The sequence below is a fragment of the Exiguobacterium sp. s91 genome (assembly GCF_018618915.1).
GTDB classification, from domain to species: Bacteria; Bacillota; Bacilli; order Exiguobacteriales; family Exiguobacteriaceae; genus Exiguobacterium_A; species Exiguobacterium_A abrahamii.
In genome coordinates this window covers 1-19,393 of sequence record NZ_JACSMZ010000003.1, presented here as the reverse complement: position 1 = coordinate 19,393, position 19,393 = coordinate 1, and the positions used below count along the sequence as shown (strand labels likewise).

Genomic DNA, 19,393 nt, shown 5'->3' with positions numbered 1-19,393 from the left:
CTCTTTTTTTGTATAGAACGAATTTAAAAAGGGAATACAGAGTACAGAAGGGAGGGGGAGAATGGAAAACGTACATTTCGTCCGCGTCACGGATGCGGTCTGGGAGTCGTTCGGAAACGATCCCCACATCATCATGGATTGGATTTTATTCATTCATGAGACACAACCCGATCATGAACAATTGTTCGCCCTCGAACAGACGAACGCCATCTATCATTTGATGAATCAAATCGATATCTATATTGATCAAGACACACATTACAACCTGGGACGAGCGATCGTTGGCGAAGAGTTGATCGTCAATGAGGAGAAAGCGGCGATTGTCGGTATTCTGCCCTTGCCACTCCTCATCATCTCGGCTGAGGTGATGCGGAATTTTGATCAACGGGCACTCGCTTCGATTCATGATGAAGCCGGAACACCGGGCGAATTCGAGGATATCTGGGAACAGTTCGCCGATTTACGTGCCTATTTTCAAAAGGCAGAAGAAGCGGAAGATACGATTTTAATTTATTATGTCTGAACAGCTTAAATCATAAAAAAAAGAGACCCGCTTCCAAGTCGTAGACTGGAAACGGGTCTCTCGTCGTTCAGATGAATCAAGACGTCTTCATATGGAAGACGTTCTCTTTTACGTGAATCGTCAGATTAAAAATCGATTTCGTCCGGATCCGGTCCGAGGCGGACATCCGTTGCCAGACGATCAATTTTCTCAAGATCATCGGCATCGAGTTGGAAATCAAAGACGTCGAAGTTTTCCGCAATGCGTTCTGGTGTAACGGATTTTGGAAGAGCGACGATGCCGTTGTCGAGATGCCAACGTAAGACGACTTGTGAAGGTGTCTTGCCGTGTTTCTCTGCGATTTCCTTGAAATCGTTGATTTCGAGGAATTTCCCTTGCATGAGTGGGCTCCATGCTTCGACTTGAATGTTGTGATCTTGCAAGTATTCGTGCAGTTCGTGTTGCGGTAATTGTGGATGCAACTCGACTTGGTTGATCATTGGTGCCATCAAGCCCTCTTCTGCCAATGTATCGAGGTGATGTTCTTTGAAGTTCGAGACACCGATCGCTTTGATCTTGCCTGCTTCATACAGTTCAACCATTGCTTTCCACGCTTCGATATAGCCTTCGACCGGCCAGTGGATAAGATAGAGGTCAAGATAATCTGTTTCGAGACGTTCGAGCGATTCTGCGAATGCTTCCTTCGTCCGACCGGCACGAATATCATCGTTCCAGACTTTTGACGTTAAGAAGAGATCCTCACGTTTCACGCCGCTTTCCTTGATTCCTTTTGCGACACCGCGCTCGTTTTTGTAGACAGCAGCCGTATCGATATGACGATAGCCGACACGTAATGCTTCAGCGACAGCAGCAGGTGCTTCTGTCTCTTCATCTACTTGCCAGACACCGAATCCGATTTGGGGAATCGTAATACCGTTTGAAAGTTTTGCGTATTGCATGTGTTACTCCTCCTCATAAAACGTAGTTTAGATTTGCTCGTTTAGTTTAGCATGAACGAACGAAGACGTCCGTTTCCATGCTCATGGAGGAATGAAATAAGGTAAAATAGAAAAGAATCGTGAGATTTAATCGTGTGTTAAAAGAGGGGGAGAAAAGATGGCTCAAAAGAATAAAAAGCTATCCAAATGTACTTGGCTTAGCATTGGCGCCTTGTTAGTAACGCAGGCAGTGGGTCTGTTTCTTAGTGCGCGAAAGTCAGGACGTAATCCATGGGTGTGGGGAGGCGCTGGACTCGTTCAGTTCCCGCTTCCGGCAATCGCTTACTTAATCTTAGAACGACAAGCGAAGCAGAATAAATAATAAAACAGGTCCAATCGTCGACGCGATTGGACCTGTTTTATGGTTACGAAGAAATTTTTTCTTGCTTCGTCGCTGTCTTCTTCATGCGTGGTAAGCCGAAGAAGATGGCAATTGATCCACAGACGAAGAGGAGGAACGGATAGAACAGATACGGAATCAGTTCCGGTGAAGCCGTTTTCGTCAATTCTGCTGCGATCAATAGTTGTGCTCCATACGGAATGATGCCTTGAATACCACAAGAGAAGATATCAAGGATACTCGCCGATTTTTTTCGATCGACTTCATACGTATCGGCGATTTCAGCTGCCAGTGGTCCAGCGACGAGAATCGAGATCGTATTGTTTGCAGTCGCGAGATTCGTTGCACTAACGAGTGCCGCCATACTGAATTCGGCACCACGACGCTGTGAAATCTTGCGTGTCAGCGTCTCTTTTAAGAAGGCGATTCCACCGTTGAACGTAATCAAGCTGACGAGACCACCCATGAGGAGCGTCAAAATGGAGATCTCCGCCATGCCCATCATTCCTTCAGACATCGAGAGGACGAAGCCACTCAAGCCGAAACTACCATCAATCATACCGATGATGCCGGTGAGTAACGTACCACCAATTAAGACAAGAATGACATTGACGCCAAATAGTGCAAGGACGATGACAGCGAGATATGGAATCAACTTGTAGAATTCAAATGCTTTTGCTTCGACGACGTCACCAGAACCAGAAACGAATGCGAGTAGGATGACCGTCAAAATAGCAGCCGGTAGGACGATCATGAAGTTCGTCCGGAATTTATCGCGCATGTTCGTTTTTTGGGTCCGGACGGCGGCAATCGTCGTATCCGAGATGAACGACAAGTTATCGCCGAACATCGATCCACCAACGACAGCAGCCGCTGCGATCGCAACGTTGATGCCTGTCGCTTCATGAATACCGAAGGCGATTGGCGCGAGTGCAGCAATCGTTCCAGTCGATGTCCCCATTGCCATTGAGATGAAGGCAGCGATGATGAACAGACCACTCATGAGGAGCGACGGAGGTAGGAACGTCAAAGCAGCATTAACGGTCGCATCGATGGCGCCGATTGCTTCTGCTGTTCCAGAAAACGTACCGGCTAGTAAGAAGATGAAGACCATGATCATGATATCAGGATTTCCGGCACCCGTTGCGATTCGTTCGACCGTTTGATTGATGGATCCTTTCGTCGTGATTGCAGCAAAAATCAAAGCGATCAGTGCGGCGATAAGGATCGGAAATTTGTAAAAGTCGTCATAGAAGATCCCGGCTCCGATGAAGAGAACTAGGAATACGACGAGGGGAAGCAGTGCCCATTTGTTAGGCGTGATCGTTTCATTCATTGTTGACACCTCGTTTCTCAAAGATACAAAAAAAGACCCCTTCGCAAGAAAGAAGGAGGTCTTTATGAAATAAAGACGCTCTTCTTATCTCTCAAGCTTTCGCTTGCTGGATTTGGCACAGTACGAATCAAATCGTCCGCTGCCGAAACATCATTGGGCCAGTCCCTCCGTTTCTCGCGATAAAAAGAAGTCATTCAATTGTTGTAAAACACGTTTCTTACCGTACCGCATTGAGTAACGCGTGTCAACTGTACTTTACTGAAGTGCCTTTTTCAATGTTTGGACGTTTTCTTCCATCAACTTGAAATAAGAGCTGTTTTGTTGCGCTTTCGTGACCGACTCTAGATTATGAATCGTCACGGATTCAGCTCCGATTTCTTTTTGGATGACACGTGCGACCTTTGGTGAGACCGTCTCTTCGAACGCGACGTATTTCAAATCATGCATCCGTGCTTCTTTCACTAAAGCGGCCAGTTGCTTTTGTGACGGTTCATCGGAAGGAGAAATTCCCGCAATCGGCAGTTGTGTGAAACCATATCGTTCTGCGAGGTAACCGTAAGCGGCATGCGTAACGAGAAGTTCTTTTTTCGATCCATCAGCGACAGCTTGTTTAAATTGTTCGTCCAATTCATCAGCTTGCTGATCGAACGCTTTTAAGTTTTTCTCGAATGTTGCTTTGTCTTTTGGTACTTCTTTTGATAAAGCAGTTGTAATCGAGCGTGCCATTGCTTTTGCGTTGACAGGATCGAGCCAGACGTGTGGATCGTATTTTCCATGGTCATGACCCTCTTCTTCATGCGCATGTTCATCCGTTGCATGATCATCGTGCCCTTCTTCTTCGTGGGCATGTTCGTCTTCACTATGCTCCTCTTCTTCATGTGCATGAAGTGTAGCATCCGATTCTAGCAAGTTGACGTCCTTACTCGTCTCGACGAAGCGGACATCCGTGCCTTTTAGACTCTCCTGGATTTTTTTCGAATACGGCTCGAGCGTCGTACCGGTTAAGAGGAACAAGTCGCCCTTAGCAATCTCGGTGAGTTGTTTTGACGTCGGCTCGTAAGAGTGGGGGTCTGCTCCAGGTGGGACGATCATCTTGACGTTGACTTGATCCCCTCCGATTTCGCGGGCAATAGCAGCCGTCGCGAACGTTGATGCATAGACTTCTGTCTGGGTTTTATCTGAAGTCGATGAATCGGTATTCGAACCGCAAGCAGCGAGAACACTTGCACTTGCGAAAGCGACTGTTAAAGCGGGAATGATTTTTTTCATTATATGATACCTCCATTATTAAAACGTAACTATTCCGATTTGGACTTTCTCACTATAGCGGAACGCTGGTGAAGCGTCAAGTACGAATACCGAGACGTTCGACTTCTTTTAAAACGGGGTAGAAGGATAATAAAGTGAAGAAACTGGCACGTCTTTTGGAGGTGATCAAGTGAAACGTGAAACTGCATGGCTAATGGGGGGAGCTGCGTTATTGACGACGGCAGCAGCGGGAGCGAGTATCTGGAACAATTATGGTGCATTGCTTCGATGGACCGAACCCGCCTTGCCACTCACAGAAAAACAACTTGCACCGCGGACGCTCACCTACAAACAGGTGGGAGACTGCATCTTACAGCTCGATCTCTATTATCCACCGGGAGAAGGACCGTTTCCAGTTGCCATCTATGCACACGGTGGTGCATTCGTTCGTGGAGAGCGCGATGACATGTTCTGCTTTAGTCCAATCGTCGACCGTCTGCTTGAACTCGGAGTTGCCGTCTGTAGTATTGAGTATCGTTTGTTCGAAGAGGGCAGTTATTTTCCGGATAACCTCGAAGATGTACGGGATGCGTTATGTTTTTTGAATAAGGAAGCAGAGGATCTTCGCATTCTAAGAGGACGGATGATGGTATGGGGAGACTCAGCAGGAGCCGCACTCATGCTGACGACGGCACTTGCCCCATCTGCTTTCGTCGGTGAGCGCGATGAGCGGCACATGCCATTGATCAGTGGTGTGATCGCTTTATATCCACCGACGAACTTTTTGTTGTTTAATTTCATTCAGACTTGGATTGCCCACATTAAGTTCTACAAGGGGGGACGAGAAGAATGGCGCAAGCTGATGACGCACGTCTCACCCGTCACGCACCTAACATCGGATGCCCCGCCCATCATGCTCTTGCACGGTAAAAAAGATCCGATCGTCCCGTTTTCTCAAGCTTTGCATTTCGTTGAGAAGGGAGCCGATGTCGGAGCCGATGTTCGTTTGTTTTCCTTTCCGAATGGCACCCACTCACTTGCCAGTTTCGCTCAGACGGAAAATCCGTTAAAGATTGAGCGATTGCTTGAACGAATTGAACGTTTCACCTGTCAGGTGCTACTGTTGCCACCGCGACAACTTCCGAATGGAAAACATGATACAATCAGTCATATTTCTTAAATGAGGGAGACAGAGACATGACTGAAATTTGTTTAGTGCGGCATGGTCAGACGGATTGGAACTTAAACGAACGGATTCAAGGAAGAGAAGATATCCCGTTGAATGCAACAGGAAGAAGACAAGCGGAACTTAGCGCCGCTTATCTATCGAATGAAAAGTGGGATGTCTTGTTAGCAAGTCCCTTGTCGCGTGCCGTTGAGACAGCAGAAATCATCGGTCGTGCTGTTGGTTTAACGATTACAGCGACAGACGAGCGACTTGTCGAACGCGAATTCGGAGCCGCTTCCGGTGAACCAGTCGCAGCGATTTACGAGGCCGTTCAAGCGAACGATACGACGCTTGTGCCGGGTCTTGAAACGGAACAAGCCATCCAGGATCGCGTGTTCGAGGCGCTACAGGAAGTGACACGCATGTATGAAGGGAAACGAATTCTAATCGTCTGTCACTCGCATACGATCAAGGCAGCATTATCATCGATTGACGCGACATTTAGTTACCGGACACCTTTGAAAAACGCGTGTGCGAATTATATCCAGCATACGGATCGCTATACGATTGATCGAATCAACGTAGCGGACCACATCACGGACGAGGTCGAAAAACCTTAAGAGACGGGCGTGTTCGGATGCTCTGTCAAATATTGTTTGAACGTTTCTTTAGCGATACTTGTGATATGGGCACCACGTTTTGAACGACGATCCTTATACTCCTGAACGAGTTCTTCGCCAGCGAATCCATCTTCGACGACTTCGCGTAAGATCGATTCAGATAAATCATTTTTCATCATGACCATCTTACCTGTGAAGACATACGAGACGTTTTCGCTTAAGACAGTCCGTTCAAGAGGCGTGACGATCATCGCGGCAGGGTCATTATCAGGTCGTGAGATCGTGATTTCAATCAAAGCACGTAAATGTTTTGTGAACAATTCATCGACGATCGGCTGATCCGTCGGAGGAACGACGATTTCTGCAACCCACTGTGCCGTCTGTTCGGTACTGACCGTCAATCCGTCCTGAATGGCGACGGGAATCGTCGTATCACGTCCTGACTCATCCATTAAAATGCGTAAAGTGCATAACTTAAAGGTTTTCATGAAAAAATGCCCTCCCTTGATCGCTTACGATTTTCCTACAGTATACCGTGAGGAATGTAAGACGGGAAACTTTTCCTGACGAAATTCGTATGAACTATGTTTAAATAAGACTAGATACTACTAAACAGGAGGATCGTTCATTATGCCGCAAGTACTCATTGGAATATTAGGAATCCTGGGTATCGTTCTACTTGCCCACCATATCATCATGTATTGGCATGCTGAACCGACAGACCGCCCGACGCTTGCATATCGCATTGCGCTCCTGATTGCCTGTTTGCTACTCATTAGTGGAAGTGATCATTTAATCAGTATTTTCTACGCGGATTCCTTAGCTGAATTCGGTCAACGCATCACGTATATCGTCTTCATCGGAGGTGCACTTGGCTTCGCATGGTACTTTCGTAAGAAGATGGAACAAGCGCCAACAGAAATGACACCTGTCGGAAACGAAGCAGGATTAACATGAGAAAAAGCGCCGTTCATCCCGATGGAGGAAGAACGGCGCTTTTTAGTGTCTTATTTTAACCCACTTGCCAGTCGAGTGTCCCGAATCATGTCGAGTTTGAGCTTCCAGAGACGATCGCTGAATGTGACAGCATAAATCTCTGGCAACCGCAGCCGTTTGTACTCTTCCCACAGACGACCGATCTGTGTTTCGTGGAAGTGGCGACTTTCTTCAATCGTTGGGACCGTATAGACCAGTTCTCCATCTTTAAAGATTGGTTCAAGTAACCGCTCGACCTTGAACTGTTCGATGCGATTTCGGAACGATGGGTCTCGGACGTCGATGAGATCGACAGCTTCAAGTGTCGACGGATCTTCGTCCATCAACGTCACGTAATCGCCTTTGAACTTATCCGTCACCGGATCAATGATGCGATAGACTTCTTTGATGTGAGGTGTCGTCGTCTTGGCTTTTGACGAGGATACTTTGATGACGGGTGCGAGCTCGCCATCTACTTCACGCGCGACCAGTTTATAAACCATCCCAAGAGCCGGTTGTTCGTAAGCTGTAATACCACGTGTTCCGACGAGGAATGTATTGGCTTGGGCACCTTGGATGCGTAAGTCTTGAATGACGTACTCATCGAGGTCCCCTGACAAGACGATGTCGACTTCCGGGAAGCCAGCTTCGTCAAGCATGTTACGGGCACGTTTTGACAAGTAAGATAAGTCGCCAGAATCGATCCGGATGCCACGCAGTTTATGCCCTTTGGCTTGGAGCTCCTTCGCAACCGTGATCGCATTCGGAAGACCACTCTTGAGCGTATCGTACGTATCGACGAGTAATGTCGCCTGATCCGGATAATGAGAAGCGAATGTCCGGAATGCCGTCAATTCGTCATCGTGGAATTGAATGTCAGCATGTTCCATCGTTCCACCACACGGAATGCCGAAGTCGCGTCCTGCTGAAGCAAGGCTTGTGACGTCAAAACCAGCCAGGTACGAAGCACGCGTTCCGAAGTAAGCGGCATCGATGCCTTGCGCGCGACGGGCACCAGCTTCGAGGAACTTCGCACGGGGAGCCGATTGACGAATACGTGCGTACTTCGTCGCGATGAGCGATTCGTGGTTCGCGATGTTCAGAATCGCGGTCTGTAAGAGCTTCGCTTCAAAGATGCGTGCCTCGATCCGAATCAGTGGTTCGTTCGGGAAGACGATTTCGCCTTCTTTGACACTTGAGATCGAGCCATTGAACTTGAACTGACGCAGTTCATCCTTGAACTCATCCGGGAAGCCAATCATCTCTTGCAAGTACGTGATATCTTCTTCCGTGAAACGGAGTGTTTGAATATACTCGATGATATTTTCGAGACCCGCAAAGACGACATAGCCTCCTGCGAACGGATTCGAACGGTAGTAAACATCAAAGACGGCACGTTCATTATGACGTCCTTCTTTCCAATAGATATACATCCACCGTGGTAAGTACAGATCGGTATGGAGTGCAAGATTACGTTGTAACATGACGGACAGATCCCTTCTTATTCGCCGACGACTTCTGCGCCGATCGATTGTTTAAAGTGTGTAAGCGCCCACTCGTGACCAGTCGCGTTAAAACTTGCGACCGCATCGGCATGGACGACGATACGATACCCGAGATTGTAGGCATCGACAGCTGTATGAAGGACACAAATGTCCGTACAGACACCGACGAGGTGGACTTCGCGGATACCGCGTTCACGCAAGCGTAAATCGAGGTCCGTCCCGGCGAACGCACTATAACGCGTCTTGTCGATGACGTGATCGGCGACCCGTGCCATGGCTGCGACTTTCCCGAACAGATCACGTCCATGTGTTCCGCGGATATTATGTGGTGGGAAGAGGACGGTTTCCGGGTGGAATGTATCGCCTTCTTCGTGAATATCGTTGGCGATGACGACGTAGTCTTCCGTTGAAAACTCCTCCATCAACGTAGCAATTCGATCTTCAATCGCTTGTCCTGGTTTTCCACAAGTCAGCTTTCCTTCGTCAGCAACGAAATCGATCGTGTAATCAATGACAATCAGAGCGCGCATATGCGTAAGCCCCTTTCCGATTTTGAATTAGTGTTCTCTTTCACATTGTACTCTATCTCACACAGAAGGCAAAAGGAAGAAATCGGATACAAACAGGTATAGAGAAGTAAAAGAATGGGGTATAAGGTATAGGACGAAAATGATAGTAGAGGAGGAGAAAGGGATGGCTAGGTTGAATGAGTATGAAGTGGAAGAGCGTCTTGAGCGGTTGCAGGATTGGAGTGTCGTGGATGATGAAATCGTCCGGACTTATACACTTGCATCGTTTCCTGCGGCACTGGATTTCGTACAGGAAGTCGGAAGTATCGCTGAAAACTTGAATCATCATCCACGGATCGTGATCGACTATAAAAACGTCACACTTGCAGCGACGACTCATGATGAAAACGGATTGACGGAAAAAGACTTTCAACTTGCGGAGGCCTGTGATGCCATCTAAACTTTCGATTACATTCGGTAGCGGTTCGTTCGTTGAACAAATTCGTTCCCGTGATGCTCATATTCGTGTCGCTAGTGGAAGCGGCGATGCCATCCTCTGGATGGAGACGGACTCGAAATCACCTTTTCAAAGTGGCAATACCTATACGTTGCTTGAATCACGTGGCAATTTTTCGGACGAAGGCAGTCTCTTCTACTGGTCGATTCCGGCAGATCAAAATAGCGGGGATCTATTCGTACATCAAGTGATGTCGAATCCGAAAGTCATCGGAGCAGAGTATGGTGGCTTCCAGGCATTTCGGATTGGACGTGTCGAGAAGGGAACGGATCTTGCCTTATTGATTCAGTTCCAAGAGACAGGGGACGGAGCTCGTTATGCAAAATCAGTTGAACGTCTTACGGTAGACCAGTATGCTGAAGAGGCAGGGAAGTCGTTCGCGCCTTCTCCCGTCATGAAACGGTATCAAATCGTACCACCAACAAATGAGTGAGATGCAGGGGGACTAACAGATGAAGAAGAACTATTTTGTCGTAGCAACACTCGGTGGCGCACTTGTCGGCGCTACTTTATCACTACTGCATAAAGATACGCGCCAAGCGCAGTTTGCAGCAGTGAAACGGACATTCAGCGGCGCAGGAACACAATTGTCTGCCGTCAAACAAGATCCAAAAGGGCGCTTTGAGGAATTAAAAGCACTCTATACGGACAATCAGGAGACGATCCATAACCTGATTGACGACGTGAAGGACTTAGCAGAAGTACTTCGCAAATAAGCAAAAAAAGGACTCACGCGTGTAGCGGAGTCCTTTGAGACTGAAGACAAAGTGTAATTTTTCTCTAACGAGAAGGATTACGCTTTTTTGTTCGTCTCGCATCGTTTTCCTGGGACAAGCATCGCGCCGCTTCAGGGTCGCTCTTGCTTGTTTTTCCCTAGGAAGCGATGTCGAGAGAACAAAATACTTCTCTAATCCTTCTTCCAAGTATCATAAGAATGACGCGTCATACGCCACTCCTACAGGAAAAAGCGCGATTTTGCGCTGTCAGAGACAAACAAGACCCGTTTTCCTGCTCGAATGGAGCGGGAAAACTGGCTTGTGTCTCGCCTGAGGAAAGGGTGTGAAAAGATGCGTCATTTTTTGGGTCAGCCCTTTTATCTACAATCTGCAAGAACTCGAGTGTGTAGCGGAGTTCTTTTTGTATGCTGGTTTACAAGTAGCGGAAGAATAATCCGAGTACGGCAAACGCGATGATGATATAGAAGAAGATCCGACCGAGTTGACCAGAACCGCTTACGAAAACAGGTCCACCGCTCGAACGACGACCGGTTTGAAACGGACGTGTGAATGGAACGGCGCGATTACCAAAGACGAATCCAAAGAGGAATCCGAGGACGAAACCGTACAAATGACCAAAGACAGCAACGTTCGATCCGAGCAACGTAAAGACTGCCGTGACCGCAGTGAAGATATACACAAGACGTGTATCATCTGCTAGGATGACCGTCCGCTTGAATCGACTCAAGTAGACATAAAAACCAAGCAAACCAAGAATGGCACCCGATGCTCCAGCTTGACCATAAAACGGTTCATTGATTTTCGTGAAGTACGTCAAGATGTTCGCCAGCGTACCAACGAGCAAGTAAAAGGCTGCAAATCGACCGTGACCAATCATCCGCTCAAGCGGTGGAGCGAAGATGACGAGAGCAAACGTATTGAACGCAATGTGCCAAAAATCGTAGTGCAAGAACGTTGCTGTGACGACACGCCACCATTCACCTTGTTCAATTAAGAGATTGATGGATGCCCCTGCATTTAGAGGAGAGAATGTCAGATTAAGGAGTGGGCCCAACTGTTCGATGACAAACAGGGCAACTTGGATTAAAATGAACAACGAAACGACCGGATAAGAACGTGTGAACGTTTGTAGGTTTTCCGTTCGACTAAACATGACAACACCTCGCTTCATCTTCATTCTATATGAAGATGGCGAAGAATAGAACTGTGGAGGCGTCTCAGATGATTTATGGAATTGGAATCGATTTGGTCGAACTGAATCGAATCGAGCAAACGCTCGAGCGACAGCCACGTTTTGCTGGGAGAATCTTAACCCAGGCAGAGCAGGAACGATTTCAATCGCTCTCGGGACATCGTCGCATCGAGTATCTCGCTGGACGTTTCGCCGCAAAGGAAGCGTTCGTCAAAGCATTCGGAACTGGCGTCGGAAAAGAAGTCTCTTGGCAAGACGTTGAAGTCTTAAACGATGAGACGGGGCGACCGATCATGAGTGGACCATTCGATGGCGTCATCCACGTCTCGATCACACATTCTGAGCATTATGCATCTGCGCAAGTCTTATTAGAGAAGAGGGAATGGGATGTACCGACCAACTTGGATTGAAATCGATCGGGAAGCGATCGCACATAATATACGCGAAATCAAAACACGGATGGGCGAGCAACAGGTGATGGCGGTCGTCAAAGCGGACGGCTATGGTCACGGGGCAGTGACAGTCGCTGAAATCGCTCTTGAGAACGGAGCCGACTTACTCGCTGTCGCACTCCTTGAAGAAGCGATCGAGTTACGCGAAGCGGGCATCCAAGCACCGATCCTGATGCTTGAAGCCTTACTACCAGAACATGCACCAGTCGCTTCGAATTATGATGTCGCCGTTCCTGTCTTTTCAGCCGATTGGCTTCAGGAAGCGAAACGTCATTTGACGGAAATCGATCATCTCCGCTTGCATATCAAGATCGATACGGGAATGGGACGACTCGGACTACAACATGTCGATGAGTTGAAGCGAATTCTTGCTGAGTGCGATGATGATCTCGTCGAACTCGAAGGCATCTATACGCATTTCGCGACTGCTGACGAGCTGAACAGTCAGTTATTCGAGCGCCAGCTCAAGACGTTTTTATCGTATGTCGCACTAGTACCGGATATCCGTTACGTCCACTGTGCCAATTCGGCGGCAGCGATTCGCTTAGCGGGTCAAGCGCCGTTTAACGTCGTACGAGTCGGTATCGCGTTATATGGGGCGATGCCGTCGGATGAGATGGCAGGACATTACGAGTTCTTAAAACCAGCGTTTTCACTGAAAAGTCGTTTGATGCAGGTCAAACAAGTCGAGCCGGGTCAAACGATCAGTTACGGAGCGACCTATACAGCACCGACGGATGAATGGATCGGTACCGTTCCGATTGGTTACGCGGATGGCTGGTCACGCAAGTTCCAAGGCTATTCGTTGATCGTAGACGGTGTACCGTGCGAAATCGTCGGTCGTGTCTGCATGGATCGGCTCATGATTCGTTTACCGCGGGAATATCCGATTGGGACGGAAGTCATCTTGATTGGAGAAGGGGCACCGATCGAGGAAGCAGCCCATTGGCTCGGGACGATCAACTATGAAGTTCTGTGTCAATTCTCGAAGCGTGTTCCGCGTCAATGATTCGTACAAGACATCAATAAGATGGCAAAAATATGTTATTTGTTTGAATTTTGATTGTATTTTCTGAATTCGACTGATATATTGAAGTAGAAAGTGAGTCGTTCGTTAAGGTTTCAGTGAATCTGGAGGTGCCATTATCTTGGTCCAACAACGGGAAATGCAGTTTGTTGAGCGAAATGTAGCGAAGGAGACGATTGGGATGAAGTCGAACCATACGACCGAAGAACGCAAGCGTCAGCTACGTGAGGAATTGAAGCGTGGTTACGAAGAAATGGCAGCAATCAATTTATCGATCGTTGGCGAAATGTTCCAGATTGAAACGGAGGCGGAGTTCTCACTCCTACGTCAAGTAAGCGGGGTGTAAGCTTTGATAGTCAAACGTGGCGACGTGTTTTATGCAAATTTGTCACCTGTGGTCGGATCGGAACAAGGGGGGGTTCGTCCCGTGCTTGTTCTACAAAATGATATTGGTAACCGATTCAGCCCGACAGTCATCGTGGCTGCGATCACGGCACAGATCGACAAAGCCAAACTACCGACCCATGTGGAAGTATATCGAGAGCGACACGGATTAGAACGTGATTCGGTCATCTTACTTGAGCAAATCCGGACAATTGATAAACGCCGTCTAACGGATAAAGTCACACATCTAGATCCAGACACGATGATGAAGGTAAATAGTGCCGTCGCAATCAGCTTAGGCTTGGTTGATTTTTAGGCACTTACATAGAAGCGCAACACAAGAAGAGTCGATACTAGCGTATGCGACTTTTTTTGACCTCTTTTTTTATAAAATAGGTTTTAAAGTTTTCACTTCGGGGAAACATACCCAAGTGACCTTTTTATAAAGGGATGAGGTAGGATGAATAGCAAGACCACATAGACAGATTTTCCTTGAGGAGGAACTTGAAGATGGATTTAACAATTAAAACAGAGCAGCTTGACGGTCAGACGCATCTTTATATCGCAGGTGAGATTGATACGTATACAGCACCAAAGCTTCGCCAAGAACTAGTCCCGGCAGTTGAAACAAACGATGTCGTCGTCCATTTGGACGAAGTACACTACATGGATTCGACAGGTCTCGGCGTGTTCGTCGGAGCGCTCAAAGCAGCGAAAAAGAACGGTACATCGTTCACGCTCGTCGGCGTTTCTGAACGCATCCGTCGTCTATTCGAAATCACAGGTCTTTCAAGCATCATTACAATTGATAGTGGTGTAAGAGGTGGAACGCAATGAAGAACGAACAACTAAACATGACATTACCGGCAAAACCGGAATATGTAGCCATTGCTCGTTTGACGGTTTCAGGCGTCGCGAACCGGATGGGATATACGTATGATGACATCGAAGATATCAAGATCGCTGTCTCGGAAGCATGCGCGAACGCTGTTCAACATGCGTACGAAGGAAAAGAAGATGGTAGCATCGCCTTGACATGTAACGTCTATCCAGATGATCGTCTCGAGATTGTCGTCAAGGATAACGGCATTACGTTCGATAAAGATGAGGTCAAACGCCAAAGTGAACCGATTACGGATGCACACGATCTCGATTCCTTGCATGAAGGAGGACTCGGCATCTTGATGATCGAAGCATTGATGGATCAAGTAACGATCGAGAAAGCGAACGGCGTCACTGTCCATATGACAAAATATATGAATAGAGATGAGGTGGGTCAAAGTGCCAGCAAAGTCTCAACAACGCCATCACAGTGATGATGAAGTACTTCGACTGATTGATTTGTATCAGCAGGACGACCAAGATGAGGAAGTGCATGCGGCATTACTCGAGCGTTATTCAGACTTGGTAGAAGCTTTGGCCCGGAAGTTCTCGCGTGGTCGACCGATTCATGACGATCTCGTTCAGGTCGGTATGATTGGGTTGCTCGCAGCGCTTCGCCGCTTCGATAAAGAATTCGGTCGCAGTTTTGAGTCGTTTGCTGTTCCGACGATCATCGGTGAAATCAAACGTTTCATCCGCGATAAGACATGGAGCGTCCACGTTCCACGTCGCATTAAGGAACTCGGACCGAAAATCAAGAAAGCAGTGGAAGAATTGACGACGGAGTTGCAACGCTCTCCGCGCATTGATGAAATTGCTGCGCGTCTTGAAGTATCGGAAGAGGAAGTCCTCGAAACACTTGAGATGGGTAAAAGCTATCAAGCATTATCCGTCGATAGTTCGATTGAGGCAGATCAGGAAGGTAGTACCGTTACGTTACTCGACCTCGTCGGGAATCAAGAAAACGGCTACGACTCCGTCGATCAGCGTCTGATTCTTGAAAAGGCATTTGCTGTCTTAACGGACCGCGAACGTTCGATTCTCGAATGTGCCTACTACCGCAATATGAGTCAAAAAGAAACGGGCGAATTACTCGGCATTTCACAAATGCACGTTTCCCGTCTCCAACGACGTGCTTTGCAGAAGTTACGTGAAGCGATCAAAGTCGAACCAAATGAAGTATTCTCAAAAGACTGACCTTGTGTCAGTCTTTTTTCTTTTCCATGCGTTCTTCGGTATAATGAATGAGAGGTGAAGCAGATGGAAAAGAGAATCGCAAGTGAATTGAATGTACGTCCTGCGCAAGTGAAGGCAGTCTTACAATTGACGGAAGAAGGCGGTACGATTCCGTTCATCGCCCGCTACCGAAAAGAACAGACAGGTGAACTCGATGAGGTCGCGATCAAAGCGATTCTTGATCGACATAAACAATTAACACAACTTGAAAGTAGACGGAGTGACGTCCTTGAAAAAATCGAGGAGCAAGGTGCATTGACGCCGGAACTCCGTCGAACGCTCGAGGAAGCGACGACGTTACAACAAGTCGAAGATATCTATTTACCGTTTCGACCAAAACGTCGGACAAAGGCGGAAATTGCACGGGAAGCAGGGCTTGCACCACTTGCTGACTGGTTCCGCGACAAGTCTGCTTATGATGAAGCGACATTCCATCGCTTGAGCAATGGGCTGGATCCGGAAGAAGCTCTTACCGGGGCACAATCGATCATTGCCGAGGAGTGGGGCGAACAAGCGACGGTGCGTGAGTTCATTCGTAAGCAAATGCGCCGTTCAGCAGAAATCGTTACGAAACAGAAAAAGGATGCAGTCGATGAAAAAGGTGTATTTGCACAGTATTATGCCTACAGTGAACGGATTCAACAGATCGTTCCGCACCGGATTCTTGCGATTAACCGTGCGGAAGCATTGAAAATCGTCTCTGTGAAAGTCGTGTTAGAGGAACAGCAGGTTTTACCAACATTGCTTCGTTCATACGCACAACTGGCGCCAAAGAAACGCGATATCGTCGAAGCGGCGATCACGACGGGCTATAAAAAATCCGTCTTCCCTGCCATCGAACGAGAAATTCGCAATGAACTGACGGAAAAGGCAGAGCTCCAAGCAATCGACGTCTTTGGTAAGAACCTCCGCCAACTCTACATGCAGCCACCGATGAAAGGGAAAGTCATGTTGGGACTGGATCCGGCTTACCGGACAGGATGTAAGTGGGCAGTCATCGATCCGACAGGTGAAATGAAGGAAGTCGGCGTCATCTACGTGACGATGTCAGAACAAAAAGCAAAAGAAGCACGCCAAACTCTTTCGCAGCTCGTCGATACATACGGGATCGAATTGATTGCAATCGGCAATGGTACAGCTTCGCGGGAAACAGAAGCATTCGTTGCGGACTGGATGCAGGGGCAAAAAGATATCGCCTTTACGATCGTCGACGAGGCAGGGGCAAGTATTTATTCTGCTTCAGAGATTGCCCGGACGGAGTTTCCGGAGCTTCAAGTCGAACAACGATCCGCGATTTCGATTGCGCGTCGCCTGCAAGATCCACTGGCTGAACTCGTCAAAGTCGACCCGCAGTCTGTCGGAGTCGGTCAATATCAACATGATGTCTCGCAAACGAAACTGAAGGAGACACTTGATTTCGTCGTCGAGACGGTCGTCAACCAAGTCGGAGTTGATGTTAATACAGCGTCAGAACCGCTTTTGAGTTATGTCGCAGGAATCACGAAAGCGACGGCGAAAAAAATCGTCGAACGTCGCTCGGAACTTGGAACGTTCAAGACGCGTCAGGAATTATTGAAAGTTCCTCGTCTTGGTGCAAAGGCATATGAACAGGCTGCAGGATTCCTGCGAATTCTAGAAGGTACGCATCCGCTCGACCGGACGCCGATTCATCCAGAGCAGTACAAAACAGTCGAGAAGTTGTTCAAGACATTAGGCTTAACACTTGATCAAGTTGGAACGGATACGGTGCGGGAACAATTGTCTACATTGTCATTACCGGAGATGGCACAGACGCTCGAGATCGGAGAACCGACATTACGTGATATCATCGAAGCGTTACAACGTCCGGGTCGTGATCCACGGGAAGCGCTCGATAAACCGTTGCTTCGCCAAGATGTTCTATCGATGGATATGATCCAAGTCGGGATGGAGTTCCAAGGGACGGTCCGGAATGTTCTTGATTTTGGTGCGTTCGTTGATATCGGAGTGAAAGAGAATGGCTTGATTCATATCTCGAAGCTTAGTCGTAAGCGTGTCAAACATCCACTTGATGTCGTCGCTGTCGGGGATATCGTGACGGTATGGGTGACGAATGTTGAACCAGAGCGGGGACGCATTGGTTTGACACTGGTTCCGCCGAAATGACGAATGAACAATTACAACGATACGTCGAGCAACTTTCGCTCGACGTATTTTCCTTACCGTTTCGACATGAAGCTTATTTTAATCCACGACTGAAGACGACAGGTGGTCGCTACTTCTTAGGCGATCACCATTTAGACTTCAATAAACGATATATCGATGACATGAAAGTCTTCCGCGGAATCGTGATTCATGAACTATGTCACTATCATTTACATCTAGCAGGAATGGGACACCGTCATCAAGATCAAGACTTCAAGGAATGGTTAGAGCGCTATGGTGGGCTTCGATACAGTCCCAGAAGACAAGAAGACGAAAAAAAATCCTATCTTTATGAATGTGAGAAATGCAGCACATTATATAGAAGGAAAAGACGCATGAATACGGAAAGATATCGATGTGGTCGGTGTCGTGGAAAGATTTTTTACAAAAGTAGTTGACGTTCATTTCGGAGCATGATAAATTATAGAAGTCGTCAAAACGACAGCAACTAAACAACTTATCGTCGCTAAAAACTTTTTTAAAAAAGCATTGACGGAAAGAAAAAAAGTTGCTACTATATAAAAGTGTTCCGAACAGAACGTAACGTTCCGCAATAGCTCAGCGGTAGAGCAACCGGCTGTTAACCGGTAGGTCGTAGGTTCAAATCCTACTTGCGGAGCCATTCTTTTGGAGATGTACCCAAGTGGCTATAAGGGGCGCCCCTGCTAAGGGTGTAGGCCGGGAAACTGGTGCGAGGGTTCGAATCCCTCCATCTCCGCCAGACCTCTTATGTGAAAATGTTTCTTGAGAATAATTATTAATTACGATATGGCCCGTTGGTCAAGCGGTTAAGACACCGCCCTTTCACGGCGGTAACACGGGTTCGAATCCCGTACGGGTCACCATATGGAGGATTAGCTCAGCTGGGAGAGCACCTGCCTTACAAGCAGGGGGTCGGCGGTTCGATCCCGTCATCCTCCACCATTTCTTTTTAAAGAGTTGTTTACAACTTCAAATTGCGGTCCTGTGGTGTAGCGGTTAACATGCCTGCCTGTCACGCAGGAGATCGCGGGTTCGAATCCCGTCAGGACCGCCATTTTTGGGCTGTAGCCAAGTGGTAAGGCACTGGATTTTGATTCCAGCACGCGAAGGTTCGATCCCTTCCAGCCCAGTTTTTATGTGTCATTAGCTCAGTTGGTAGAGCATCTGACTTTTAATCAGAGGGTCGCAGGTTCGAATCCTGCATGACACACCATTTTTAATTTCATATTTGCGGTCGTGGCGGAATCGGTAGACGCGCTAGGTTGAGGGCCTAGTGGTGGCAACATCGTGGAGGTTCAAGTCCTCTCGACCGCACCATATCGCACCCTTAGCTCAGCTGGATAGAGTACTTGACTACGAATCAAGGGGTCGGGAGTTCGAATCTCTCAGGGTGCACCATATTTTGTTTGCTTTGACGGGCCTATAGCTCAGCTGGTTAGAGCGCACGCCTGATAAGCGTGAGGTCGGTGGTTCGAGTCCACTTAGGCCCACCATTTTCAAAACAAACAATGACGAACTTTGAAAACTGAACGATGAGGCAAAAATCGTATTCTACGGAATACAAAAACGAATGAAGCGCAAGCTTCGTCAATCGTGACT

General features: G+C 47.7%; 24 protein-coding genes, 10 tRNA genes and 1 riboswitch. Of the genes, 27 read left to right on the top strand and 7 right to left on the bottom strand.

The window, feature by feature from the left end; genetic code table 11:
* Nucleotides 1–61 precede the first annotated feature (61 nt).
* Entirely contained in the window at nucleotides 62–523 is a 462-nt protein-coding gene (locus KNQ06_RS13280) for a hypothetical protein (RefSeq protein ID WP_029342856.1), read from the top strand.
* 125 nt (nucleotides 524–648) lie between these two features.
* On the opposite strand, the gene KNQ06_RS13275 is transcribed toward KNQ06_RS13280, so the two are convergent.
* On the bottom strand, nucleotides 649–1,461 hold the full coding sequence (locus KNQ06_RS13275; RefSeq protein WP_050678472.1) for an aldo/keto reductase: 813 nt from the start codon (nucleotides 1,459–1,461) through the stop codon (nucleotides 649–651).
* 157 nt (nucleotides 1,462–1,618) lie between these two features.
* Here KNQ06_RS13275 and KNQ06_RS13270 point away from each other — a divergent pair, with 157 nt between their 5' ends.
* Nucleotides 1,619–1,822, top strand: coding sequence for a hypothetical protein (locus tag KNQ06_RS13270; protein ID WP_149427980.1), 204 nt, complete (start codon nucleotides 1,619–1,621; stop codon nucleotides 1,820–1,822).
* Between the two features lie 43 nt (nucleotides 1,823–1,865).
* Here the strand turns inward: KNQ06_RS13270 and KNQ06_RS13265 are convergent, their stop codons facing one another.
* Both KNQ06_RS13265 and KNQ06_RS13260 read right to left on the bottom strand, forming a co-directional pair.
* Nucleotides 1,866–3,176, bottom strand: a complete 1,311-nt coding sequence (locus KNQ06_RS13265; RefSeq protein ID WP_075642934.1) for a Na+/H+ antiporter NhaC family protein — start codon at nucleotides 3,174–3,176, stop codon at nucleotides 1,866–1,868.
* 81 nt (nucleotides 3,177–3,257) lie between these two features.
* A riboswitch (SAM riboswitch) is annotated at nucleotides 3,258–3,362 on the bottom strand.
* A gap of 69 nt (nucleotides 3,363–3,431) precedes the next feature.
* On the bottom strand, nucleotides 3,432–4,445 hold the full coding sequence (locus tag KNQ06_RS13260; protein WP_149427979.1) for a metal ABC transporter solute-binding protein, Zn/Mn family: 1,014 nt from the start codon (nucleotides 4,443–4,445) through the stop codon (nucleotides 3,432–3,434).
* A gap of 169 nt (nucleotides 4,446–4,614) precedes the next feature.
* Here KNQ06_RS13260 and KNQ06_RS13255 point away from each other — a divergent pair, with 169 nt between their 5' ends.
* Nucleotides 4,615–5,604: an alpha/beta hydrolase gene (locus KNQ06_RS13255; protein ID WP_149427978.1), complete on the top strand. Its 990-nt coding sequence runs from the start codon at nucleotides 4,615–4,617 to the stop codon at nucleotides 5,602–5,604.
* Between the two features lie 17 nt (nucleotides 5,605–5,621).
* A complete protein-coding gene (locus KNQ06_RS13250) occupies nucleotides 5,622–6,212 on the top strand; it encodes a histidine phosphatase family protein (protein ID WP_215148562.1) in 591 nt (196 codons plus the stop codon).
* Here the strand turns inward: KNQ06_RS13250 and KNQ06_RS13245 are convergent.
* Complete coding sequence (locus KNQ06_RS13245) at nucleotides 6,209–6,700, bottom strand: YwpF family protein (protein ID WP_023469634.1); 492 nt, start codon at nucleotides 6,698–6,700, stop codon at nucleotides 6,209–6,211. The two genes, KNQ06_RS13250 and KNQ06_RS13245, sit on opposite strands and share 4 nt — an antisense overlap.
* A gap of 142 nt (nucleotides 6,701–6,842) precedes the next feature.
* On the opposite strand from KNQ06_RS13245, the gene KNQ06_RS13240 reads away from it, so the two are divergent.
* Entirely contained in the window at nucleotides 6,843–7,169 is a 327-nt protein-coding gene (locus KNQ06_RS13240; RefSeq protein WP_029342848.1) for a hypothetical protein, read from the top strand.
* 50 nt (nucleotides 7,170–7,219) lie between these two features.
* Here KNQ06_RS13240 and KNQ06_RS13235 read toward each other — a convergent pair whose 3' ends face one another.
* Nucleotides 7,220–8,671, bottom strand: a complete 1,452-nt coding sequence (locus KNQ06_RS13235) for a nicotinate phosphoribosyltransferase (RefSeq protein WP_029342847.1) — start codon at nucleotides 8,669–8,671, stop codon at nucleotides 7,220–7,222.
* A 17-nt stretch (nucleotides 8,672–8,688) separates the two neighbouring features.
* Nucleotides 8,689–9,222 carry a cysteine hydrolase family protein gene (locus KNQ06_RS13230; RefSeq protein ID WP_064300647.1) on the bottom strand — a complete coding sequence of 178 codons (534 nt, stop codon included), beginning with the start codon at nucleotides 9,220–9,222 and terminating at the stop codon, nucleotides 8,689–8,691.
* Nucleotides 9,223–9,385: 163 nt separating this feature from the next.
* Here KNQ06_RS13230 and KNQ06_RS13225 point away from each other — a divergent pair, with 163 nt between their 5' ends.
* From KNQ06_RS13225 to KNQ06_RS13215, 3 genes are read left to right on the top strand one after another with little or no spacing between them, the layout of a single operon-like run.
* On the top strand, nucleotides 9,386–9,661 hold the full coding sequence (locus KNQ06_RS13225; protein WP_023469630.1) for a 4a-hydroxytetrahydrobiopterin dehydratase: 276 nt from the start codon (nucleotides 9,386–9,388) through the stop codon (nucleotides 9,659–9,661).
* The gene (locus tag KNQ06_RS13220; RefSeq protein ID WP_023469629.1) at nucleotides 9,651–10,151 is read left to right on the top strand and encodes a hypothetical protein; all 501 of its coding nucleotides are present in this window, start codon (nucleotides 9,651–9,653) and stop codon (nucleotides 10,149–10,151) included. The genes KNQ06_RS13225 and KNQ06_RS13220 overlap by 11 nt, the downstream gene beginning before the upstream one ends.
* Nucleotides 10,152–10,170: 19 nt before the next feature.
* On the top strand, nucleotides 10,171–10,434 hold the full coding sequence (locus KNQ06_RS13215) for a hypothetical protein (protein WP_023469628.1): 264 nt from the start codon (nucleotides 10,171–10,173) through the stop codon (nucleotides 10,432–10,434).
* A 433-nt stretch (nucleotides 10,435–10,867) separates the two neighbouring features.
* Here KNQ06_RS13215 and KNQ06_RS13210 read toward each other — a convergent pair whose 3' ends face one another.
* Nucleotides 10,868–11,608 (bottom strand): rhomboid family intramembrane serine protease, encoded by a 741-nt coding sequence (locus tag KNQ06_RS13210; protein ID WP_064300646.1) that lies wholly within the window; start codon nucleotides 11,606–11,608, stop codon nucleotides 10,868–10,870.
* A gap of 68 nt (nucleotides 11,609–11,676) precedes the next feature.
* Between KNQ06_RS13210 and acpS the strand changes: the two genes are divergently transcribed.
* The 19 genes from acpS (at nucleotide 11,677) to KNQ06_RS13115 (ending at nucleotide 19,287) form a co-directional block, all read left to right on the top strand.
* A complete protein-coding gene (acpS, locus tag KNQ06_RS13205) occupies nucleotides 11,677–12,057 on the top strand; it encodes a holo-ACP synthase (RefSeq protein ID WP_050679019.1) in 381 nt (126 codons plus the stop codon).
* Nucleotides 12,035–13,108, top strand: coding sequence for an alanine racemase (gene alr / locus KNQ06_RS13200; protein WP_149427975.1), 1,074 nt, complete (start codon nucleotides 12,035–12,037; stop codon nucleotides 13,106–13,108). The genes acpS and alr overlap by 23 nt, the downstream gene beginning before the upstream one ends.
* 139 nt (nucleotides 13,109–13,247) lie before the next feature.
* Nucleotides 13,248–13,472, top strand: a complete 225-nt coding sequence (locus KNQ06_RS13195) for a hypothetical protein (protein ID WP_023469624.1) — start codon at nucleotides 13,248–13,250, stop codon at nucleotides 13,470–13,472.
* A gap of 3 nt (nucleotides 13,473–13,475) precedes the next feature.
* A complete protein-coding gene (locus tag KNQ06_RS13190; protein ID WP_023469623.1) occupies nucleotides 13,476–13,826 on the top strand; it encodes a type II toxin-antitoxin system PemK/MazF family toxin in 351 nt (116 codons plus the stop codon).
* A 194-nt stretch (nucleotides 13,827–14,020) separates the two neighbouring features.
* Nucleotides 14,021–14,347, top strand: a complete 327-nt coding sequence (locus tag KNQ06_RS13185) for an STAS domain-containing protein (protein ID WP_023469622.1) — start codon at nucleotides 14,021–14,023, stop codon at nucleotides 14,345–14,347.
* The gene (rsbW, locus tag KNQ06_RS13180) at nucleotides 14,344–14,826 is read left to right on the top strand and encodes an anti-sigma B factor RsbW (protein WP_023469621.1); all 483 of its coding nucleotides are present in this window, start codon (nucleotides 14,344–14,346) and stop codon (nucleotides 14,824–14,826) included. The genes KNQ06_RS13185 and rsbW overlap by 4 nt, the downstream gene beginning before the upstream one ends.
* Nucleotides 14,792–15,589, top strand: a complete 798-nt coding sequence (sigB, locus tag KNQ06_RS13175; RefSeq protein ID WP_023469620.1) for an RNA polymerase sigma factor SigB — start codon at nucleotides 14,792–14,794, stop codon at nucleotides 15,587–15,589. The genes rsbW and sigB overlap by 35 nt, the downstream gene beginning before the upstream one ends.
* 63 nt (nucleotides 15,590–15,652) lie before the next feature.
* Nucleotides 15,653–17,773: a Tex family protein gene (locus tag KNQ06_RS13170; protein WP_214772228.1), complete on the top strand. Its 2,121-nt coding sequence runs from the start codon at nucleotides 15,653–15,655 to the stop codon at nucleotides 17,771–17,773.
* Nucleotides 17,770–18,210 carry a SprT family protein gene (locus KNQ06_RS13165; RefSeq protein ID WP_195865960.1) on the top strand — a complete coding sequence of 147 codons (441 nt, stop codon included), beginning with the start codon at nucleotides 17,770–17,772 and terminating at the stop codon, nucleotides 18,208–18,210. The genes KNQ06_RS13170 and KNQ06_RS13165 overlap by 4 nt, the downstream gene beginning before the upstream one ends.
* Before the next feature lie 149 nt (nucleotides 18,211–18,359).
* Nucleotides 18,360–18,434: transfer RNA gene (locus KNQ06_RS13160), tRNA-Asn, on the top strand.
* 7 nt (nucleotides 18,435–18,441) lie between these two features.
* Nucleotides 18,442–18,533: transfer RNA gene (locus KNQ06_RS13155), tRNA-Ser, on the top strand.
* 49 nt (nucleotides 18,534–18,582) lie between these two features.
* Nucleotides 18,583–18,657: transfer RNA gene (locus KNQ06_RS13150), tRNA-Glu, on the top strand.
* Between the two features lie 3 nt (nucleotides 18,658–18,660).
* Nucleotides 18,661–18,736 (top strand) — tRNA-Val (locus tag KNQ06_RS13145).
* 36 nt (nucleotides 18,737–18,772) lie between these two features.
* Nucleotides 18,773–18,848: transfer RNA gene (locus tag KNQ06_RS13140), tRNA-Asp, on the top strand.
* 4 nt (nucleotides 18,849–18,852) lie between these two features.
* Nucleotides 18,853–18,924 (top strand) — tRNA-Gln (locus KNQ06_RS13135).
* 7 nt (nucleotides 18,925–18,931) lie between these two features.
* Nucleotides 18,932–19,007: transfer RNA gene (locus tag KNQ06_RS13130), tRNA-Lys, on the top strand.
* Between the two features lie 17 nt (nucleotides 19,008–19,024).
* Nucleotides 19,025–19,111 (top strand) — tRNA-Leu (locus KNQ06_RS13125).
* 4 nt (nucleotides 19,112–19,115) lie between these two features.
* Nucleotides 19,116–19,192 (top strand) — tRNA-Arg (locus tag KNQ06_RS13120).
* 18 nt (nucleotides 19,193–19,210) lie between these two features.
* A tRNA-Ile gene (locus KNQ06_RS13115) sits at nucleotides 19,211–19,287 on the top strand.
* The last annotated feature ends 106 nt before the right edge of the window (nucleotides 19,288–19,393 follow it).